Annotated in this window: 15 protein-coding genes and 1 tRNA gene; 8 read left to right on the top strand and 8 right to left on the bottom strand. The window is 64.9% G+C overall.

The features are described from left to right. Window positions 1-157: 157 nt before the first annotated feature. From GQ674_RS07835 to GQ674_RS07810, 6 genes are read right to left on the bottom strand one after another with little or no spacing between them, the layout of a single operon-like run. On the bottom strand, window positions 158-427 hold the full coding sequence (locus tag GQ674_RS07835) for a PQ-loop repeat-containing protein (RefSeq protein ID WP_159496610.1): 270 nt from the start codon (window positions 425-427) through the stop codon (window positions 158-160). After that, window positions 427-1149 carry a glycosyltransferase gene (locus GQ674_RS07830; RefSeq protein WP_159496609.1) on the bottom strand — a complete coding sequence of 241 codons (723 nt, stop codon included), beginning with the start codon at window positions 1147-1149 and terminating at the stop codon, window positions 427-429. The genes GQ674_RS07835 and GQ674_RS07830 overlap by 1 nt, the downstream gene beginning before the upstream one ends. After that, window positions 1146-1733, bottom strand: a complete 588-nt coding sequence (locus GQ674_RS07825; RefSeq protein ID WP_159496608.1) for a class I SAM-dependent methyltransferase — start codon at window positions 1731-1733, stop codon at window positions 1146-1148. The genes GQ674_RS07830 and GQ674_RS07825 overlap by 4 nt, the downstream gene beginning before the upstream one ends. Then, window positions 1730-2488 (bottom strand): PIG-L family deacetylase, encoded by a 759-nt coding sequence (locus GQ674_RS07820; protein ID WP_159496607.1) that lies wholly within the window; start codon window positions 2486-2488, stop codon window positions 1730-1732. The genes GQ674_RS07825 and GQ674_RS07820 overlap by 4 nt, the downstream gene beginning before the upstream one ends. After that, window positions 2476-3441: an acyl-CoA dehydrogenase gene (locus tag GQ674_RS07815; RefSeq protein ID WP_236546223.1), complete on the bottom strand. Its 966-nt coding sequence runs from the start codon at window positions 3439-3441 to the stop codon at window positions 2476-2478. The genes GQ674_RS07820 and GQ674_RS07815 overlap by 13 nt, the downstream gene beginning before the upstream one ends. Window positions 3442-3454: 13 nt before the next feature. Then, a complete protein-coding gene (locus GQ674_RS07810) occupies window positions 3455-4618 on the bottom strand; it encodes a zinc-dependent alcohol dehydrogenase (RefSeq protein ID WP_159496606.1) in 1164 nt (387 codons plus the stop codon). Window positions 4619-4766: 148 nt separating this feature from the next. Between GQ674_RS07810 and GQ674_RS21495 the strand changes: the two genes are divergently transcribed. Together GQ674_RS21495 and GQ674_RS07805 are read left to right on the top strand one after the other, a co-directional pair. Continuing rightward, window positions 4767-4937 carry a hypothetical protein gene (locus GQ674_RS21495; protein ID WP_201290229.1) on the top strand — a complete coding sequence of 57 codons (171 nt, stop codon included), beginning with the start codon at window positions 4767-4769 and terminating at the stop codon, window positions 4935-4937. Window positions 4938-5374: 437 nt separating this feature from the next. Further along, a complete protein-coding gene (locus GQ674_RS07805; protein ID WP_159496605.1) occupies window positions 5375-6481 on the top strand; it encodes an alpha/beta hydrolase fold domain-containing protein in 1107 nt (368 codons plus the stop codon). Window positions 6482-7134: 653 nt separating this feature from the next. Here GQ674_RS07805 and GQ674_RS07800 read toward each other — a convergent pair. Next, the gene (locus GQ674_RS07800) at window positions 7135-8172 is read right to left on the bottom strand and encodes an acyltransferase (RefSeq protein WP_159496604.1); all 1038 of its coding nucleotides are present in this window, start codon (window positions 8170-8172) and stop codon (window positions 7135-7137) included. 443 nt (window positions 8173-8615) lie between these two features. Further along, window positions 8616-8692 (bottom strand) — tRNA-Arg (locus GQ674_RS07795). Window positions 8693-8819: 127 nt separating this feature from the next. Between GQ674_RS07795 and GQ674_RS07790 the strand changes: the two genes are divergently transcribed. From GQ674_RS07790 to GQ674_RS07765, 6 genes are all read left to right on the top strand, one after another. Next, the gene (locus GQ674_RS07790) at window positions 8820-9380 is read left to right on the top strand and encodes a phosphatase PAP2 family protein (protein WP_159496603.1); all 561 of its coding nucleotides are present in this window, start codon (window positions 8820-8822) and stop codon (window positions 9378-9380) included. A gap of 99 nt (window positions 9381-9479) precedes the next feature. Continuing rightward, on the top strand, window positions 9480-9824 hold the full coding sequence (locus GQ674_RS07785; protein ID WP_159496602.1) for a hypothetical protein: 345 nt from the start codon (window positions 9480-9482) through the stop codon (window positions 9822-9824). An 82-nt stretch (window positions 9825-9906) separates the two neighbouring features. Then, window positions 9907-11016, top strand: a complete 1110-nt coding sequence (locus tag GQ674_RS07780) for a polysaccharide biosynthesis/export family protein (protein WP_159496601.1) — start codon at window positions 9907-9909, stop codon at window positions 11014-11016. A 1-nt stretch (window position 11017) separates the two neighbouring features. After that, window positions 11018-11698, top strand: coding sequence for a YjbF family lipoprotein (locus tag GQ674_RS07775; RefSeq protein ID WP_159496600.1), 681 nt, complete (start codon window positions 11018-11020; stop codon window positions 11696-11698). 3 nt (window positions 11699-11701) lie between these two features. Beyond that, window positions 11702-12472 carry a capsule biosynthesis GfcC family protein gene (locus GQ674_RS07770; RefSeq protein ID WP_159496599.1) on the top strand — a complete coding sequence of 257 codons (771 nt, stop codon included), beginning with the start codon at window positions 11702-11704 and terminating at the stop codon, window positions 12470-12472. Beyond that, window positions 12469-14646 (top strand): YjbH domain-containing protein, encoded by a 2178-nt coding sequence (locus GQ674_RS07765; protein WP_236546222.1) that lies wholly within the window; start codon window positions 12469-12471, stop codon window positions 14644-14646. Before GQ674_RS07770 ends, GQ674_RS07765 begins: the two co-directional genes overlap by 4 nt. The last annotated feature ends 105 nt before the right edge of the window (window positions 14647-14751 follow it).

Here is a 14751-nt window from a genome sequence, read left to right as displayed (position 1 = left end):
TCGGGATGCCCGCTTCTGCGGGGTGCCCGTGCTTGGGTGGGTCCACTTTTCCGCATCGCCGATGAAGTCGGCGTGACACTGAAAACACACGATTCAGCGAGGTATGCACGGCGAAATACAGTTGTTTGTTCGGCGTGTTCAATGCGCGATTGCTCCGTCACGACAGCGCGCGTCGGCGCTTCATCCAAGCCATGCACTGCCCTGCAATCGCGGTGGCCAGCACCAGGCTGTTGGTCACCACGAATGCCCAGGAATGCAGCGCGATGCTGTAGGCAATGAACAGCACCGAGGCGGTCATCTGGCCAATGAACAGCCACGTCGATACCGCCTGGGCATCGTCGGCGCGCCACTGCTTCCAGATCTGGCGCCACAAGGTCGCCACCAGCACCGCCGTCGCAGCCCACCCCAGCAGATCGATAGCGGCCATCAGCACGCCCCCGCCGGTTTGGTGCCCGTGGCGCACACCGCCAGACCGGAAGATGCGGGTGCATCGCCGATGCTGCGCTCAAGGCGCTTGAGGAAATCGCTGAAGCCATGGCTTGCCCGCGCGTGCCGACGCGCACTGGTCACCACCTGGGGCGCTGCCAGCCGCGCCACCCGCGCGCCGCTGCGTTGGATTGCATCGATGAGCGCGACGTCCTCGCCGGTGGCCAGGGGCAGGAAGCCGCCGCTGTCGCGGTACGCCGCTGCACTGAATCCCATGTTGGCGCCGTGCACATGGGGATGTCCATCCTGCGCCCGCTCGCCAAGCAGGAACTGCTGCCGTACCGAAGGCGCGTAGTCCAGCCAGTCATCCACGCTGACCACCCCGCAGAAGGCGCCGGCCTCGCAGGCCACCTGCCGCCACAGCCAGTCGGCCGGCACCCGGCTGTCGGCATCGGTGCAGCCGATCCAACGCGCGCCCAGCGACAGCGCATGCTCGCTGGCCACGGCCCGGGCCACGCCGACGCACCCGGCTTCCACCCGTACCACGTGCACGCCGAAGCGCCGGCAGACCGCAGCCGTCGCATCGCTGCACCGATCCAGCGCCACCACGATCGCCACCGCCTCGCCCGCCAGCCCGGGATGCCGCGCGGCGGACTGCAGCGCCTGCAGGCACGGGCCGATCAGACGCTCCTCGTTATGCGCCGGAACGATTGCGGCGATCATCGCAGGCCCTCGTGCGCGGCGACCGAGCGGGGGTCGCGCGACCAGCCCTGCAGCAGCATGTCGGCATCGCTCCAAGAGAACGCTCGCGGCAGCAACGCGTCCAGCTGCGCGTGCACGAATTCCGCCGAGCACCGCGCCTGTGCGAAGTCGGGACGCCAATGACAGGCGACGAGCACGCCCTGCGTGTCCAACGACGCAGCCAGCCGCGCCGCCATCGCCTGCATCGTCGGCGGGTCCAGGTAGTAGCCCAGCTCGCTGAACACGATCAGGTCGAAGGTGCCATCGGGCCACTGCCGCGGATGCTCTGCGCGCTCGACCCGCACATGCACGTGCCTGGCCAAGGCAAGGCGCGCCGCCGTCACCGCCTGCTCGCTCAGGTCGGTGGCCAGCAACTGCGCGCAGCGCGGCGCAAGCGCAGCGGTAAGCACCCCGTTGGAGCAGCCCAGCTCCCAGCCCCGCAGGTAGTGGTCCCGCGGCAGGCTGGCCAGGGTCAGCGCACGCTTGCGCGCCTCGTACCAGCGGGTGCGGTACTCGAACGGATCTTCCTGCTGGTAGAGCGCGTCGAAGTAGGCGGTTGTGTTCATCCGATCAGGACCTCGTAGGCGCGTTCGAAACGCTGCAATACCGCCGGTGGCAGGATGGGGTCGCAGTCCAGTCCGTCCACGGAACCCAGCTGGGTCGAAAACTGCGCGATGGCTGCGCGCTTGCGCTGCAGGACCTGCGGGCTCAGCGCGAACCGTGTTGCCGGTGTCCAGACGCCCGGCGCGTCGCGCGGATCCAGCCAATGCCAGCCCCACACCGGGTACTCGCGCAGCGCGCAGCCACGCGACGTTGCGGCCCGCGCGCAGGCACGGCCCACCGCTTCGTGGTCTGGATGCGCATCCAGGCGCCACGGCCCCAGCACCAGATCGCCGGGGCGCAGCACGGTGTGCAGGCGCGCGTCCAGCGCGGCTTCGCTGCCGGTCACCTCACCGTCGCCGATGTGCCAGGCTTGATGATCCACATCGACCAGACCCAGGCAGCCCAGTGCGCGCGCAAGCTCCTGCTGACGCGCGCAGCGCAGCCGATGCGGCGGCCACGCCGGCTGACCGGGGTAGCAGGCTTCACCATCGGTGACGGAAATCACCACGACCGGCAGCCCGAGCGCCTGCGTTTGCGCCATCAGCCCACCACAGGCCAGCACTTCGTCATCGGGATGCGGCGACACCACCACCAGCCGTGCATGGTCGGCAAGCAGCGTCGCGACATTGGATGCCGGCAGCGAAGCCAGCCAGTCGCACGCCATCCATTGGGCCTCGGTGACGCCGCCACCGGTGATGTGGCGCGCTACAGCGTCCATCCCTGCCCCTCCCGGTGACAGTCCATGCCCAGCTGCTGCCAGTCGCGGTCGGCATGGCTCTGCCGGATGAACACGGTCAGGTCGCTCCAGCGCCGGGCGTGCGCCGGGTCCATGCACATGGGCCCCGGTCCCAACGCCCGCGCAACCAGGTCCAAGGTCTGCACGCAGCCGCGCTCCACCACGCTGCGCACCCTCACCACGTCGGTCATGTGGGCGCGCGTGGGGTCCGCGTCGATCCGGGCGGCCAGCTCACGCAGCAGCGCCGCGCATGCAGACAGGGTCATATCGACCTGCCCCAGCAACGCAGCCACCACGCCCGGTTCGGCTGCCTTGGCGCTGCACCGCAGCGGCTCGGCCAGCGCCGTCGCCGCCCCATACCAGCACGCGGCGATGCCCGCGCCGCCGTGCCAGAAGCCCGGTCGTTGCAGGTAGGCGTCGGCGGTGCCGACTTCCACGGCAGGCACCTGGTCAAGGTGGGCGGTGGCACTGGGAATCCGCTCCATCCCGGTGGCCTGCCAGTCCTGCACGTCGCTTTGGATGCGTGCACCCCGTAGATCTGCACGGTACAGGCGGCATTTCCCGTCTGTCCGCACCGTCACCAGCGCGGTATCCACCCACCCGGCGCCCGAGCACCACGGTTTGGTGCCGCTCAACGTGCTGCTGCGTGCATCGAAGGCCAGCGTCGCCGCGGGCCCCTCGGCGGCCCATACCGCAGCGAGCTGCCCTGCAGCCAACGGTGGCGCCTGCAGCTCCTGCAGAATCGCCTCGGCGTCATGATGCGCTTCAAGCACCTTGGCCAGGCACAGGTCCCGCGCGCCGAGGTGCGCCAGGTGCCGCCAGCGCTCCAGCGTGTCGCCTCCTCCCGGTGGCGGCAATGCGTGATGGCTGGCCAGCCATGCACGCGCCTGCTGTATCAACGCGGGTGATTCCGCAGTGGGGATTGCCCTCTCCATCCTCGCGGCCATCTCAGGGCGTCAGGATCACCTTGCGGCAATCCTCCTGCTTGCGGTCGAAGATTTCGTAACCCTTGGCCGCCTCTTCCAGCGGCATCCGGTGGGTGACGATCACCCCGGGGTCCAGGTTGCCTTCGGCGATATGGTCGAGCAGCTCCGGCATCAATTTCTGCACGTGGGTCTGCCCCATCTTGAAGGTCAGGCCCTTGTCGAACGCATCGCCGAGCAGGAAGCCGTGCACGAAGCCGGCATACACCCCGGGAATGCTCACCGTGCCACCGCGGCGCGTGGCCGCGATGCACTGGCGGATCGCCACGCCACTGCTGCCTTCCACCTTCAGCGTGGTCAGCGCGGCTTCCAGCGCACTGCCCTCGGCTTCAAAGCCAACCGCCTCAATGGTGGCATCCACGCCGCGTCCGTTGGTCTGGGTGACGATGTACTCGGCCGGATCATCGACACGCGTGAAGTCGATCGGCGTCACCCCGTAGGTGCGTTGCGCGAAGTCGAGGCGATACGCCAGGTGGTCGACCATGAAAATGGTCTCCGCCCCCAGCAGGCGACAGCACGCCGCGCTCATCAGGCCCACCGGCCCTGCGCCGAAGATCGCCACGCTGGAGCCGGGCTTGACCCCGGCATTGATTGCCGCCTGGTAGCCAGTGGGCAGGATGTCGGACAGGAACAGCACCTGCTCGTCGGACAGCCCGTCAGGAATCCGCAACGGCCCTACATTGGCCTTGGGCACGCGCACGAACTCTGCCTGCCCGCCCGACACGCCGCCATACAGGTGGCTATAGCCGAACAGCGCCGCCGGCGGACGGATACCTTTCTGGTTGATCGCCGCCCCCTTGCCGCTGTTGGTGGTTTCGCATGCGGCAAATTCGGCAAGACGGCAATGGAAGCAGGCGCCACAGGCAATCACGAACGGAATCACGACCCGATCGCCCGGCCGAAGGTCGCTCACACCGCTGCCAACCTCTTCGACAATGCCCATGAACTCATGACCCAGCACGTCGCCGCTGTGCAGGTCGGGGATCTTGCCGCGGTACAGATGCAGGTCCGAGCCGCAGATCGCGGTGGCGGTCACGCGCAGAATCAGGTCGTCGGGGGCCGCCAGCACCGGATCGGGGACGGTGTCGACACGGACGTCCTTGCTGCCGTGGTAGGTCAAAGCGCGCATATGCTGCTCCAGTGAGGGATGCACCATTGCTACGCCGTACCGCGTACGGGGGGGGTGACTCAACCGTGTGCGCCATGTTGAGGGGGAGCGACGGTACGTTCACCCGGGCGGCAGGATGCTCCAACTTCACCCGCACAGGCGTCAGCGAATGAACACACCCACCCACCCACGCGGCACGCCTGAAGACGATCAGCAGAAGGCGTTCACGCCTGACACCGTCCGCAATGACGACGCCCGGTGGAAGGACAAGGACATGCCGGAACAGGACGACGGCAAGGTCACCCCGTCCGACTATGAGGCGCCCCCGTCGCGGGACTGAGTCAACGCACCCGTTGTGCGCCTACTGCTGCCCAGGCGGCGGCGCGGGCGGCGCTTCCACCGGTGGCGATGCAGGGGCCGGATCGCCTTCAGGCGGCGCCTCCAGCGGCGGGGTTTGCGCGGGAGGATCGCCTTGCGGCGGCGCTTCGGTCGGTGGCTCCTGCACCGGCGGTTCCGGGCTTACCGGTACTTCCACGGGCGGCGCAACAGGCGACCCTGGCGTGGGCGTAGTGGGCGCGCCGGGCGGCGAATGCGGCGATACGCTCATCGGGTAGCTCCAACGGATGGGGTGACACAGCATCACCGGTGGCGCGTAAACAACCGGCGACGGCACCGTGCACGTATCGGGAGGGTGACCCTTAGTACCTGGCCACGCCGGGCGCTATCCTGTACGGCATTCCCCCAGCGTGGACCCTGCACATGGTTGTTTCGAAATGGATGTCAACGTTTCCGCTGTGCCTGCTGCTGGCTGCCGGCGCGCACGCCGAAACACCTGCCGAGGGTGTCCGCCAGGTGCCCAGCTTCGCATTGCCCGTGTCGCCTTACCTCAGCCCGCAGGCGCAGGACAGCGTACGCGGCGCAGTGATCCATGGTGATCCCACGGCCAAGCTGGACAATGCGGCCGTCCTTGCGCAGCTGGACAGTATCCGCAAGGGTGCCGACCAGTGGGCGTATGGCGAGATCGCCGAACTGCGCAAGCGTTTCGCGGTAGAGCTGCATCACGAAACCTGGGGCGGCATTCCGGTGGTGCGCGTGCAGCCGCAGAGCGCACCGGCTGACCCCGCAAACCGACGCCTGCTGATCGAACTGCATGGCGGCGCCTTCGTGTTCGGCCGCGCCGACAGCCTGGGCCTGCTCGAGGCGATCCCGGTGGCGGCGATGACGGGCATGACCGTGCTTGCCGTGGAGTATCGCCAGGGTCCCGAGCACCGCTTCCCTGCCGCCAGCGAGGATGTCGCAGCGGTGTACCGGGCGGCGTTGGCGCGGATGCCCGCCGCGCATATCGGCATCTTCGGCTGCTCGGCCGGCGGCGTGCTCACCGGCGAATCACTGGCCTGGTTCGCCAAGGAGAAGCTGCCCATGCCCGGCGCTGCCGGCCTGTTCTGCGCGGGCGGCGATGCGCGTTACGGCGGCGACTCGCGCTACGTCATGGCCGCGATCAACGACGCCTTGCTACCCCATGCCGACGGCACATTGCCCATCATGGAGGACCTCTACTACGGCGACGTGGACTTCCGCGACCCGCTGGTTTCGCCGGTGTTTTACGAACCGCTGCTGGCGCAGTTTCCGCCCACACTGTTCATCACCGGCACCCGCGCGGCGGAGCTGAGCAATGTGTCCTACATGCACAGCCGGCTGGTGGACCTGGAGCGCGTGTCGGACCTGCATGTGTGGGAGGGTCTGGGGCACGCGTTCCATCTGGATGCCAAGCTGCCGGAAAGCCAGCAGGCGTATCGGGTGATGGCGAGGTTTTTTGCGCGGCACCTGGGGACGGCGCTGCCCGCCAGCCACCCTGCCCCCGCAGCGGCGGCTGCGACTAGATGATCACGAGGACAATGGGCGACGACTGTTCGCGCCGCGCGCAGGAAGAAGTCGTAGTCAGCGCAGGGCCGTGACGGCCAGCGAATACCGGCAGGCCGCGAGCTGCAACGCGGGCAACATGGTATTCGTTCGATGCGGTAACTGGGCGAACTCCGCTCTACACCTGGCGTTGACCATGGCTACACCGGCGCAGTACACGTGCGCTGGTGTACTTGCCCCACTCCTTCACAAGACAACGGGTCAGTCAACGATGTCCTCCACCGGTGTCTTCCATCTGATTGAAGTTGCTGGCGATCGCGAGCCCTCCAGCGATCGCGCAGCGCGTGTCACGTCCGTGACCGCGTCTTGCCTCAAGTGCAACCACCACTTCACTGCCGCGGACGAATCAACATTGCTGGCGGTGCCCGGGGGCATTGCAATGCGCTGCCCAGGCTGCAAGGCGAGACAGGCCATCAGCAGCGTGGTGTTTGAGGACATCTTGCGGAGGCGGGAATAGCCTCCCGCCGTCTTCAGTTGAAACGAGCTTTTCACGGAAGGTGCGGGCACTTGGGTCCGTTGGCTATCAAGTCGCAGCACCCGCCTGTATCGCCATCGAGCCGGCTGTGAGGAGGGCTCGTCAAGGGAGACGTTTCACTGCCGTAAACACTCTGCAGGCGTCAAGCTATCCCCACCCAGCGCAGAGCATTTCTGCGGCCTTTGACCAAAAACTCGAAGCCAATCGCCCCGGCTGCGCATAACGTGATGGTGATGATCACAGTTGCACTCACGAATGCAGGCTGCATGGCTTCCATACCGGGGATTCGACGCAGTCCCGCTTGAACGACGCCAAGTACGAGCATGTGCGAAAGGTAAAAATAGAAGCTGCGTGCCCCCAGCCAGCTCAGCATGCGTCGCCAACCGCTCACCCGCGTCCACGTGCGAGCCAGCGCAATCGCAATAGCGCACACGCACAAGGACGTGATCATCGAAGAGAGCTTCAACTGTGATATCGCCAAGTCTGCCGCGCCAGGAATCCACACGAATGCCTCAGCAACGGAAGCCGCCGCCGACACAAGCCCCATCACAAGCAAAAGCGGCCAGTTGCTGGAGGACAATGCCGGTCCGCTCCGGCCAAATGCCAACCCAGCCAGATAGAAGGGCAGCCAGAGGAAGAATGGCAGCGCGTTGTAGGGGAATTGCGACCAAACCCCATCAAATCCAATGGTTCGGATACCGTAGGTGAACGTGACGGACGCCACGATGGAAACCGGGATTGCCAGCTTGAGCGCGTTTGACGACAAGCGTTCGAGAACCGGGGAGAGGACGGCTATCTGCAGCATCACGATCACGTAGTAGCCGACGGAAATCACAGTGCCCGTTGCGAGCATTTCTGGTAAATCCGCAACAGCCAGCTTGCCCGTGAGCGCCTTCGCACTGGTGTAAACAGCCGCCCACACGAGATACGGGACCAGCAGGCGCCTCACCCTGCTTTGAATGCCGGCCACCCAATTCCTGGAAGCGGTTCCCTGAAGGGCGAACATGCCCGATAGGAAGACAAACAGCGCCACCGGAAAATTGATGAACTGCCTCAGCACGATGCCAAACGTATGGTTACCGCTCCCATCTGGGAAAGCCAGTGCGCTGCCGCACGCATGTATGGCGACCACCGCGACGATCGCGAGCCCCTTCCACACGTCCCAGTAGAGATTCCTCACAGCCTGCCCACGCCATTTGAAGGCCGGTCTTATAGCACGATTGCCACACGCGCAATCACAGCCTCATGAAATTGCACTCCGCCCTTCCACTCGGTCGTACGTCGCTCGCAACGCCCAATCGTCCCTTGCCCGCTTCCACAGACTCAAAGGCTGTACGTCGATCGCGCCTGCAACATGGGCCTTGCTCCTTTCGGGTGACCACTCATTGTTTTTTTGGGGGGGGCGATATTGAATGTGAGTATCGGACGGATGCGCGGGTCAACTCACACTCTGAACCGTACGAATGACGGCATTGCAGTGCCGCCCTGATCTGACTTTCCACCACGTCGTCTGACGTGTCCTGCGCGTGGCCCGACCGTAAAGGCGCGCCCTTGCCAACATCACAAGGGAATCTGTCGATGTAGAGCAACAACGCCCTATGCACTGGCCCAAGCGTTTGATTGTGGTGACCCCGGCCCGATTCGAACGGGCGACCTTCCCCTTAGGAGGGGGACGCTCTATCCAGCTGAGCTACGGGGCCTGGAAGAGGTGTGAAGGATACAGCGTGATCGGCTACGCGGCCATCCCGCTTGGCCACCGTACACGTAGGGGGGCCGCTTCTCCCCTATCCTTCCGTGCCCACACCTGCCCGCAGCATTTGTCCGTCCATGGATCCTTACTTCTGGAGAGCCCTCTCCCTGCTTGGCGACAGCCGATTGCTCCTTCCGGCTGCGGTCACGTTGATGCTGCTTGGTTACCTGGATGGCAGGACACCCTATCGACGATGGTCATGGGGGCTTGGCGCTGTCGGTGCGGCTGTGCTGACGAGCAAGCTGGCCTTCCTGGGGCTGGGAATCGGCTTGACGTCACCACAGTTCACCGGCTTCAGCGGACATGCCGCATTTTCCGCCGCCGTGTGGCCCGTTCTGTTCGCCACCGCAACCCCTCGGCGACCGTGCTTGGCTGCTGCATCCGGCCTGATCCTTGCCGCGCTCATAGCAGCATCCCGGCCGCCACTGCATACCCACTCCTGGACCGAAGTCATCGCCGGCTGGCTGTTGGGCGCGCTGGCCGCGGCCTGGGCAGTCCGCGGCGCTGCTCCTGCCGATTTTCACCGACCGTACTGGACCCCTGCCGCACTGGCCGTTGGCAGCGTCTGCCTGACCCTTCTTTGGACTGTGCGCCCACACACCTTATTACTGCTTGCCACCGGGCATCCGCCCCACTGAACCACCCGTCCCCTGGTCACACAGCGACTTGACATCAAAAGCGCTCAGCCGTGATCATAGGGATGAATTACCCCCTAACGGAGTAGGAGAACCCGTTCTATGAAGAAGATGCTTGCCGTAATCGCCCTGGTAGGCCTGTCCTCCCCGGCTTTCGCCCAGGACGCTCAGGTTGAGCAGACGGGTGCTGCTACCGAAACCACGACCTCTGCTGAAATCGCTGGCACCGAAGCTGCCGGTTACTCGACCGCTGCCATCGCCGGCACCACCGTCGGCGTGATCGCTACCGGCGCCGTGCTCTACAGCATTGGCGGCGACAGCTCCAGCGGCTCGAACGACGATGGCGGCAACAACGGCGGCACCGATCCGGGCGGCCCGGGTACGGGTGGCACCGGCGGTACCGGTGGCACTGGTGGTACCGGCGGCACCGGCGGCACCGGCGGCTGATTTAGCCAAAGCCTGAATCCATGCCCTCGCCGGGCCATGCTTGGCGAGGGTTTTTTATGCCCGCCGAAAAATCAGACTCTACATGACCATGAAGTTCACCTGCCTTGCGGTCGCCCTGTTGGCGACTGCCACCCTGTCCGGCTGCATGCTTGCGCCAGGACAGTACCTGCGTCACAGCGATGTATCGGCTGGCCGGCAAAGCGATGATCGCACCCTGGAGATGGTCACCATCACTCCAAAACTCATCGCGATGGATCGCGCGACGCAGGATGAGCAGGTCCTTCCGCCCGAACTGTTCGATTACCAGCCTGCCGATTACACCGTCGGGACGGGCGATGTCCTGTACATCACGGTCTGGGACCACCCGGAGCTGACCGTCCCCGCCGGCTCCCAGCAGCAGGGCAACCTTGCCGGCCGCCTGGTGCAGAGCGACGGCGCCCTGTTCTATCCCTACATCGGCAAAGTGCAGGCCCGCGGCAAGACGCCGATGGCGCTGCGCGAAGAGATCAGCCGCCGCCTGGCGCAGTACATCGAATCGCCCCAGGTCGACGTCTCGATCCTCAACTACGGCAGCCAACGCGTGTGGGTGACCGGCGCTGCGGAACGTTCCGCACCCATTGCCCTGGGCACCTCTCCCCTCACCTTGTCCGATGCGATCAGCCAGGCGGGCCTCAACCCGAGTCAGGCCGACCTGTCGGGCGTCAAGCTGAGCCGCGGCGGTGCCACCTTCACTGTCAACCTGGAGACGCTCGCCACGCAGTATGGCGGCCGGCAGCTCTACCTGAAGGACGGTGATTCGATCTTCATTCCGTACCTTGACCGAAAAGAAATCTTCGTTGTCGGCGAAGTGAATCTGCCGGGCGCTTACAGCTTCCGCACAGGCGACGTATCGCTGAACCAGGCACTGGGTCGCGCCCGCGGGCTGACCCAGGAAACCTCGAACGGCAATGCGGTCTATGTGATCCGCGGCAGCAAGGACCTGCAGACGATACCCTCGCGCGTGTTCCAGCTTGAGGCTCGTTCCCCCACCGCCTTCGCCGTCGGCAGCCAGTTCATGCTGCAGCCTGGCGATGTGGTCTTCGTCGGTGCCGCAGGCGTGACCCGCTGGAATCGCTTCGTGAACCAGCTGTTGCCGTTCAGCAACATCCTGTATACCGCTGCGCGCACGGAGAGCGAAGTCGGGAACAACTGACATGGCAGCCTTTGACGTGCACGCACGGCGCCACAAGGCGCCCATGGTGCTGATGTCGTGCATCGCCTTGGCCAGCACAATGCTGCTGGCCAGCTGCACCACGGGCAGCCGCGCCACCAGTGATTCGTTCCGCCTGCTGTTCCAGGGTCGGGTACAGGCAACACCCGCGCAGGTGGCAGCCACGCCCTATCCACAGGCACAGCTGAAGGCGCCGGACATGGCGGCCGTTATGGTGCTGGGCTTCGTCGATGAAGGGCAGCAGACCTGGTATGCCGGCAACCATGCCGTGTTCAAGCTCGATGCCAACGGGCTGCTGACGGGGACAACGGGCAATGGGCGCCAGCTCCACTCGCGTATCGTTGGCCCCTCGCCTTTCAGCAACCTTGCACACCTTCAAGGCAGTGCGCCCGTGCAGCGTGAATACGACTGGATCCCCGGCTACCGGATGGGTGTCCAGGCGCATGGCACCGTCCAACGAGGTCCGCTGGAGTCGGTGGAGATCCTGGGCCGCAAGCGCGACCTGATCCGATTCGATGAACGCCTCGACGGTGGCATGCGGGCCCACAATATCTACTGGGCCGATCCTGCGACGGGCTTCATCTGGAAAAGCCGCCAACAACTGAGCCCGGACTATGAGGTTGAGCTGGTTCAGCTCAAGCCCTACCGGACATCGAAGGACTGAGACATGCAGTTGCGTTTCCTTGCCCTGGCGACAGGGCTTGTGTGGTCGTGCACCACCTGGACGGCTATGGCACAATCCGCATCACTGATAGCCCGTGTCGACGGACAGGTCCATGCACCGGGCGACTACACGCTCGCTACAGGCGCGCGAGTTTCGAGCCTGCTTGCAACCGCGCGCCCTGGCACCCAGGCCTACCTGCCCGGTGCCGCTCTTTTCCGCGAACACGATCGCCTTGAACAGGTGCGTCTGCGTGCGGGTATCGAGCACGACCTCATCGACCTCCAGGACCACAAACGCCCGGAGATAGCGAAGGTCGCCGAACAACTCCTGCAGTGGATCGACGCGCGCGACGCCACGGGGCGCGTCCCTCTGGCAACCACGGATGTACGCCTGATGCAGGTCCAACCTATGGCAGACCCGGTGCTGGCGCCCGGTGACAAACTACACTTTCCGCCCCGTCCGACGACGATCACCGTTATGGGTGCCGTCGGCGCTGCCTGCGAGTTGCCGCACCAACCCGAACGCGATGCCCGCGACTATCTTCGGGATTGCTCCATCACGAAGGCGGCCGACCCCAGCGACCTGTTTGTCATCCAGCCGGACATGGTCGTCCAGCGGATCGGAATCGCGCTCTGGAACCGCGCCGACCCCCAGACGGTTGCACCGGGCGGGGTCATCTACGTGCCCCTGCGCGAGCGCGAGATCAACAAGGTCGACCCGTCATTCAACACCGATTTTGCTGCGTTCATCGCAACACAGGCTTTGACACCGTGATCTGCCGTAAGACGACGCGTCCGACGACGCTTGCATTCTCGATGCTTGCGCTGGCCCTGTCGGCCAGCCTCCATGCACAGGAAGCACCACCCGTCACCGCGAGTGAATGGGGCGGCGTAGGACTGTTGCAGACGCCCACCGCACGGATGGCGGCTGATGGCGACATCGCCTTCACTGCTTCGCACAATTCACCGTACAGCCGCTACAACCTAACCATGCAGCCTTTTCCCTGGCTGGAGGGTGCGTTCCGCTACATCAACGTCTCCAACATCCGCTACGGCTCAACCGATATAAGCGGCGACCAGAACTACAAGGACAAGTCGATCGATTTCAAGGTCCGTCTCTGGCAGGAAACGCGCTGGACACCCGACCTTGCCTTCGGTGTGCGTGACCTTGGCGGCACCGGCTTCTTCTCCAGTGAGTATCTTGTCGCCAGCAAGAACTTTGGCCCGGTGGATGCCTCCATCGGCTTGGCCACCGGCTACATCGGCAACCGCGGGGACTTCTCAAACCCCCTTGGCGCGATTGATGATCGCTTCAAGGATCGCCGCCCCATCGCAGGCAGCAACATCAACGACGCCGGCAAGTTTGGTGCCAGCAACATGTTCAAGGGGCCGGTGGGCATCTTCGGCGGCATTACCTACCAAACCCCCTGGGATGCGCTCCTGCTCAAGGTGGAGTACGACGGTAATGACTACAAGCGCGAGCCCCGCAGGAACAACCTGAATCAGTCCACGCCCATCAACGTCGGCCTGGTCTATGTTCCGAACCGGAACATCGAACTGGCTGCCGCGTGGGAACGCGGCGATGCGGCCATGTTCTCGCTGACGTTCCGGGGCAATCCAGGGCAGGCCGCTTCGTCGGCGAAGCCATTCGACCCTGCGCCGGTCAAGCTGAAACAGCGCGTCCCGACACAGCCGGATGCGCTACCGCAGTCCGCGGTGGCAAATGCGCAGGCGCAAGGTACCGAAGTCGATTGGGAAAGCGTCGCCCGCCAACTGCGCCAGAATGCCGGTCTCCGCATCGAGCAGATCTCGCGTCGCGGCAGTGAACTGTACATCGACGGCTACCAGGCCAACTACTACCACAACGCAAAAGGCATGGGGCGCGCCGCACGCATCCTGGGCAACGAGGTGGGCAGCGAATACGACTGGTATACCTTCCGGACTACGCGACTGGGCATGCCGATCATCGATGCGTCGATGAAGCAAGACACCTTTGAAGCCTACCTGGACGGGCGTGCAACCGAAGATGATCTGCGCCGCAGCACCGAGGTTTCCGTGCCTGCCGATGTTGAACGCGAAGTCCTCTACACCCAAGCCAAGAAGCCGTGGGGCGGCGGTTACAGCATCGGCTACCGCCAGAACCTTGGCGGTCCCGACGGCTTCATCCTCTACCAGGTCGCAGCGAATTTCAGCGGCAGCGTGTTCTTCCGGCCCAATGTCTGGCTGACCGGCACCGTCAGCGCGGACATCATCAACAACTACGACAAGTTCCGCTTCGACGCGCCCAGCAACCTGCCGCGCGTACGCACCGACCTGCGCCAGTACTCCACGACGTCGGACGTGATGATGCCGAACCTGCAGCTCAATGTTGCACGCAGGCTCGGACGCGACATCTATGGCATGGCGTATGCAGGCTACCTGGAGTGGATGTACGCGGGCGTCGGCGGTGAGCTGCTCTACCGCCCCATGGGCGAAAGCTGGGCGGTGGGCGGCAATCTGAACTACGTGCGCCAGCGCGACTATGACCAGCATTTCGGACTGCGTGATTACAGCATCACCACCGGCCATGCCACGCTGTACTACACGTTCGACGCGAAGGAGCGTGTGGTCGGATCGCTCTCGGCCGGGCGCTATCTGGCCGGTGACTACGGCGCCACGATCAACCTGGCCCGTGTGTTCGACAATGGCATGACCATGGGCGCTTACGCGACCAAGACAAACGTGTCGGCGGCCGAATTTGGCGAGGGCAGCTTCGACAAGGGCATCTACTTCAGCATTCCGCTCGACACGGTACTGCCCCGTTCGACGCGCTCTCAGGCCACGATCAACTGGGCTCCGTTGATCCGCGACGGTGGCGCCATGCTCAATCGCAAGTACCCTCTGTACAACCTGACAGGCGAGCGGGACGAGCGGTTCTTCTACGACAACATCAAGTCGGCGGCCGACTGAGTCGGCCGCATGGCGGGCAGTCCCACCCTGCCCCAGCGCCATGCAACAACAGCACAACCCTTCGCACGAACGACGGACTCAGCGAGCGCCGGCATAGCGTGACCG

Origin of the sequence: Stenotrophomonas sp. 364 (assembly GCF_009832905.1) — a bacterium.
GTDB lineage: Bacteria > Pseudomonadota > Gammaproteobacteria > Xanthomonadales > Xanthomonadaceae > Stenotrophomonas > Stenotrophomonas maltophilia_AP.
Note: the sequence above shows the minus strand (reverse complement) of the source record. Positions and strands in the feature narration are given on the sequence as shown.

Coding starts and splice junctions, on each gene's coding strand:
- GQ674_RS07830 (WP_159496609.1), bottom strand. CDS start 1,149: ATGATCGCCGCAATCGTTCCGGCGCATAACGAGGAGCGTCTGATCGGC.
- GQ674_RS21495 (WP_201290229.1), top strand. CDS start 4,767: ATGAACACACCCACCCACCCACGCGGCACGCCTGAAGACGATCAGCAG.
- GQ674_RS07785 (WP_159496602.1), top strand. CDS start 9,480: ATGAAGAAGATGCTTGCCGTAATCGCCCTGGTAGGCCTGTCCTCCCCG.
- GQ674_RS07825 (WP_159496608.1), bottom strand. CDS start 1,733: ATGAACACAACCGCCTACTTCGACGCGCTCTACCAGCAGGAAGATCCG.
- GQ674_RS07820 (WP_159496607.1), bottom strand. CDS start 2,488: ATGGACGCTGTAGCGCGCCACATCACCGGTGGCGGCGTCACCGAGGCC.
- GQ674_RS07780 (WP_159496601.1), top strand. CDS start 9,907: ATGACCATGAAGTTCACCTGCCTTGCGGTCGCCCTGTTGGCGACTGCC.
- GQ674_RS07835 (WP_159496610.1), bottom strand. CDS start 427: ATGGCCGCTATCGATCTGCTGGGGTGGGCTGCGACGGCGGTGCTGGTG.
- GQ674_RS07790 (WP_159496603.1), top strand. CDS start 8,820: ATGGATCCTTACTTCTGGAGAGCCCTCTCCCTGCTTGGCGACAGCCGA.
- GQ674_RS07810 (WP_159496606.1), bottom strand. CDS start 4,618: ATGCGCGCTTTGACCTACCACGGCAGCAAGGACGTCCGTGTCGACACC.
- GQ674_RS07770 (WP_159496599.1), top strand. CDS start 11,702: ATGCAGTTGCGTTTCCTTGCCCTGGCGACAGGGCTTGTGTGGTCGTGC.
- GQ674_RS07775 (WP_159496600.1), top strand. CDS start 11,018: ATGGCAGCCTTTGACGTGCACGCACGGCGCCACAAGGCGCCCATGGTG.
- GQ674_RS07815 (WP_236546223.1), bottom strand. CDS start 3,441: ATGGAGAGGGCAATCCCCACTGCGGAATCACCCGCGTTGATACAGCAG.
- GQ674_RS07805 (WP_159496605.1), top strand. CDS start 5,375: ATGTCAACGTTTCCGCTGTGCCTGCTGCTGGCTGCCGGCGCGCACGCC.